Origin of the sequence: Sphingomonas sp. 179-A 2A2 NHS (genome assembly GCF_045371305.1) — a bacterium.
Taxonomy (GTDB): domain Bacteria; phylum Pseudomonadota; class Alphaproteobacteria; order Sphingomonadales; family Sphingomonadaceae; genus Sphingomonas.
In genome coordinates this window covers 1-4,427 of sequence record NZ_JBIQDE010000020.1, presented here as the reverse complement: position 1 = coordinate 4,427, position 4,427 = coordinate 1, and the positions used below count along the sequence as shown (strand labels likewise).

The 4,427-nt window shown below is 68.4% G+C and carries 5 protein-coding genes; 2 read left to right on the top strand and 3 right to left on the bottom strand.

Annotation, left to right across the window (positions count from 1 at the left end):
• Nucleotides 1-5 precede the first annotated feature (5 nt).
• Together ACH0AE_RS17630 and ACH0AE_RS17625 are read left to right on the top strand one after the other, a co-directional pair.
• Complete coding sequence (locus tag ACH0AE_RS17630) at nt 6-668, top strand: recombinase family protein (protein WP_406876132.1); 663 nt, start codon at nt 6-8, stop codon at nt 666-668.
• A 155-nt stretch (nt 669-823) separates the two neighbouring features.
• Nucleotides 824-1,696: a BadF/BadG/BcrA/BcrD ATPase family protein gene (locus ACH0AE_RS17625; RefSeq protein WP_406876131.1), complete on the top strand. Its 873-nt coding sequence runs from the start codon at nt 824-826 to the stop codon at nt 1,694-1,696.
• Here ACH0AE_RS17625 and ACH0AE_RS17620 read toward each other — a convergent pair.
• The 3 genes from ACH0AE_RS17620 to ACH0AE_RS17610 all read right to left on the bottom strand — a co-directional run.
• Complete coding sequence (locus tag ACH0AE_RS17620; protein ID WP_406876130.1) at nt 1,683-2,747, bottom strand: beta-N-acetylglucosaminidase domain-containing protein; 1,065 nt, start codon at nt 2,745-2,747, stop codon at nt 1,683-1,685. The genes ACH0AE_RS17625 and ACH0AE_RS17620 overlap by 14 nt on opposite strands.
• The gene (nagA, locus tag ACH0AE_RS17615) at nt 2,744-3,895 is read right to left on the bottom strand and encodes an N-acetylglucosamine-6-phosphate deacetylase (RefSeq protein ID WP_406876129.1); all 1,152 of its coding nucleotides are present in this window, start codon (nt 3,893-3,895) and stop codon (nt 2,744-2,746) included. Before nagA ends, ACH0AE_RS17620 begins: the two co-directional genes overlap by 4 nt.
• Nucleotides 3,892-4,427: SIS domain-containing protein (locus ACH0AE_RS17610; protein ID WP_406876128.1), on the bottom strand; the 536-nt coding region annotated here is incomplete at its 5' end. The genes ACH0AE_RS17610 and nagA, both read right to left, overlap by 4 nt.

The window sequence follows — 4,427 nt, the reverse complement described above, 5'->3', positions numbered from 1 at the left end:
GGACGGTGCTGGTCGGCTACATGCGGGTGAGTAAGGCCGACGGCAGCCAAGCGACTGACCTCCAGCGCGACGCGCTGGTCGAGGCGGGCATCGGTCCCGAGCAGCTCTATGAGGACCGCGCGTCCGGTAAGCGTGACGATCGTCCAGGGCTCGACGCTTGCCTGCGGGCCCTGCGCGCTGGCGACACCCTGGTGGTTTGGAAGCTAGACCGATTGGGGCGCAGTCTTGCGCACCTGATCGATACGGTGAACAAGCTGAACTCGCGGGGCGTGGGGTTCAGGGTGCTCGCCGGCCAAGGCGCCTCCATTGATACCACCACCGCCAATGGCCGGCTCATGTTCGCGTTCTTTGCCGCTTTGGCCGAATTTGAGCGCGAGCTGATCGTGGAGCGTACCCAAGCGGGGCTCGCCGCGGCCAGGGCGCGCGGACGGAACGGCGGTCGCCCCTTCAAGATGACGGCCGCCAAGCTCCGGCTCGCGCAGGCTGCCATGGGCCAGCCGGAGACCAAAGTGGGAGAGTTGTGTGCCGAGCTCGGCATCACACGCCAGACGCTCTACCGGCACGTCACTCCGCAAGGTGAGCTCAGGGCGGATGGGCTGAAGCTGCTCGCCCGCAAAGGCAGGAGCGTCATGATCGCCGCAAATGGCGCTCGCGAGCAGGCCGGGTAATTACGTGAGGCACCCGAGGGCACGCCATTCCTGAGCAGCGTCCTTTGGGTGATCTGGGCGCGGTTGGAGGAACCGGGGTTTCACATCGCGCGTCTCTGGTCCATACCAATAGTGAACCAGTGCTCATTGCGAGCTGGTGATCAGCAAGGGGCAGTATGGGCCATTATATCGGTGTCGACGCAGGCGGCAGTCATTGTCGCAGCAGGCTGATCGACGGGTCGGGCACAGTTCTCGGCACCGGCGAGACCGGACCAGCCAACGCACGGATTGGCATCGAGAAGCTCTACGAGGCCCTGTTTGAGGTCACCAAGCAGGCAACCGATGCGGCGGGCCTGACGGGCGACCAACTCTCTTCGGTGCATGCCGGGTTCGGCATCGCCGGCATCTCCAGACCAGGCGTGCGCGACGCGCTCCAGCAACTCGACTTCCCGTTCGCCGCGGCGGCTTACGAGACCGACGCCGTGATCGCGAACATGGGCGCTCACGGCGGCGAAGACGGAGCCATCCTGATCCTCGGGACGGGCAGCATTGCGCAGATCCGCATGAACGGCATCGATTTCGCGATCGGTGGTTATGGTTTCCCGATTTCCGATGAGGGCAGCGGAGCCGCGCTCGGCCTCTCGGCCGTGCGACACGCGCTACGCGCGCTGGACGGACGTAGCGCGCGCACCGCTCTCGGGCTCGCGGTCGCTGACCGCTTCGGCCAGTCGGTTCCCAAGGCGATCGAATGGATGGACCGCGCCGCGCCGCGCGACTACGCCGCCATCGCGCCCCTCGTCATGGAGTTCGCGGAGGCCGGAGACGCGATCGCGCGCTCCATCGTCGAGGACGCAGCCCAGCATGTTGAGCGCTTCATCGAGACGATCTTCGAGCGCGGTGCGCCCCGCTGCGCGCTCGCGGGCGGGCTCGCGCCCCGCATGAAGAACTGGTTGCGTGCGCGCACGGTGGAGCGGCTGAGCGAGCCCAAGGGCGACCCGCTCGACGGGGCGCTAAAGCTCGCCGGCTTCGGGCAACCTACTGCGTCCTAACCTCGTCGTCGGTGACGAGGTCGACGCCGTCCAACCAGCGAACGACTTCCGCCGCGGCGGGATGCTCGACGCCGGCGTAGCGGGCGCGCAGCGCCTCGCGCCGCTCGCCCAGACGGTCCAGCCCCACGTCCTGGAGCGCCGGGAGGTCGTCCCGCAGCATGGCGGCGAGATCCTCGCCCGCGATCTCGCGCGCCGCATCGAGGAACGCCTCGCCATAGGCGTACGCGGTGCCCTCGCGATAGCTCCGCACCAAAGTGAGCGCGGGGATGCAGGTGAGTAGCGGCTGCATCGCCGGGTTGATCGCGTGTCCGCTCAGACGCGCGCCGATCGCCGCCGGGCGCCCGGTGAAGGCGCGCAGGTGCAGGAAGCGCGACATGCGCGAGCCGTCGTTCACCGGGTAATTGTCCCACAGACAGACCGGCCGTCCGAGTTCGCCCGCCACGCGCTCCAGATGACCGACCCCGATCTCGCGCGCGCAGACCTCCTCGCCGGTCCAGTAGACCCGGATCGCCGGGTCGAGCCGACGCCCCAACTGCGCGAGATATGCAGGCGGGCGCTCGCCGAAAACCCTGTCGAGGACCGGATCGTCGGAGTAGTAGGTCGGGCAGAAATAGACGCGCGTCGCCCCCGTCCGCTCGGCGCAGTAGTTGACCAGCGCCGCTTGTTCCTGCGCCAGTTCGGGCATGTCGCCGCGGAGGTCGTCGAACAGGATCGCGAGATCGTCGATCCCGATCGCGTCCAGAGCCGCGAGGCGCCGCGCGATATCGGCCCGCTCCCCGGAGCCGAACGGGTGCGTCGCTCCCATCGGCGTCAGCGCAATCCCGAACCGGACGCCACGGCGTCGGCACTCGGCCGAGAACGCCGCCATCGCCTCCGCTTGGTCGACCGGGTGCTCCTCGCGCCAGTCACGACGCAGATGCCGATCCGCCTTCGGGCCGTAGTGGTAGAAGCGATAGCCGGAGCGGCCAAGCGTCGCCATCACCGCCGTGCGCTCGGCCCAACTCCAGGGTCGCCCGAACCGTCCCTCTATGATGCCCAGCTCGGGCGTCACTCTCCGTCCTCACTCAACTCGCCGGCAATCCAGGTCCGCGTCACTCGGCGATCCGCGTTCAAGTGGACGAGGTCCGCGCGCAGGCCTGGCACGATCGATCCCGTCTCGTCCTTAAGCCCGAGAAACGCCGCAGACGTCCCGCTCGCCATGATCGAGACCTCGACAATCGACCTGCCGAGCATGTCCATAGCGTTGCGCACCGCGCCTGCCATGCTGAGCGCCGACCCTGCGAGCGTGCCGTCAGGGCCGCGGCACGTGCCGTCGACTACCCTGATCTCGCGGCCCATAAGCGTGAAGGTGTCCGATCGTCCGCCGACGGGCGGCATCGCGTCCGTGACCAGCATCGCGCCCTCGACACCGCGCGCGGCGAGCGCGACCTTCAGCGTCGCCGGATGCACGTGCAGGCCGTCCACGATCAGGCCGAAACGGCTGCGGCGGTCCTCAAGCGCCGCACCCACCATTCCCGGCTCGCGGCTGCCAAGTTGCGTCATCGCATTGAACAGGTGAGTGAACCCCAACATGCCCTGTTCTAACGCGGCCCGAGTCTGGTCGTAGGTGGCGAGGCTGTGGCCCCCCGCCACGACTACGCCCCGCTCAGACAAGGTCTTTATAGCGTCGGCAGGGGCCAGTTCGGGGGCCAGCGTCACCATCCTTACGCCGCGCGCCGGCACCGTGAGCCGGGCGATCACGCGATCGTCGACGGCGGTGAACTTGGAAGCGTCGTGGATGCCGCGCTTGGCCGGATTGAGGTGCGGGCCCTCAACGTGAATGCCGAGGATGCCCGGCACCTCTTCGCCAATCGCCGCCTCCACCGCTTCGATGGCGGTGTCCACCACTTCCGGATCGTCGCTGATGAGCGTGGGGAGCAACCCTGTCGTGCCGAAGCGCCGATGAGCCGTCGCGATTGCCCGCAGGCCGTCGACGTCGGGCCGATCGTTCAGGAGCACGTCGCCGCCGCCATTTACCTGCGTGTCGATGAACCCGGGCATGAGCCACCCACCACCCAGATCGAGCACGGCGCAGGAGGACGGCTTCTCCGCGACGGGAACGACCGCCTGAATCCGATTGCCCGAAATGATCAGGGCGTGGTCGTCGAGCACGCGATCGGGGAGGACCAGCGCCGCGCCGACTAGTGCCGTTCCGTTCATAGCGTGCGCGTCACCTTGGACAGATGCGGAGGCCGGTCCGGGTCGCGACCACGACTTGTCGCAACCGCGTTGGCGAGCCCGTAGAAACTCTGGATATAGGCGATCGAGCCCAGGACGGGATCCGCATTGGGCGGGCACGTCCAGCGGATCGCGGCGTCGCCTACGTCCTCTTCGCGTCCGGCGGCGATCACCATCGCTCCGCGGGCCGCGAAGTCGGCGATGCGCCCCGGGAGGCCTTCGCGCGCCTGGTCCAGCGGCCCGAACACGAGCACCGGGTCGGTCGCGTCGACGAGCGTCATGGGCCCGTGCGCGACCTCCGCGACGCTGAACGCCTCGGCGTGTAGGCCCGCAGTCTCCTTGAGCTTGAGGGCCGCCTCGCCCGCAATGGGCAGGGTAAAGCCGCGCCCGAGGACCAGCAGACTCCGTGCCTCCGCGAGCGCCGGGATCGCGGCCGACCAATCGGCGCGGTGCGCGGCTCTCAGCACTTCGCCTGCTTGCTTGACACTGTCGAGGAGTGCGGCGTCCCCGGACC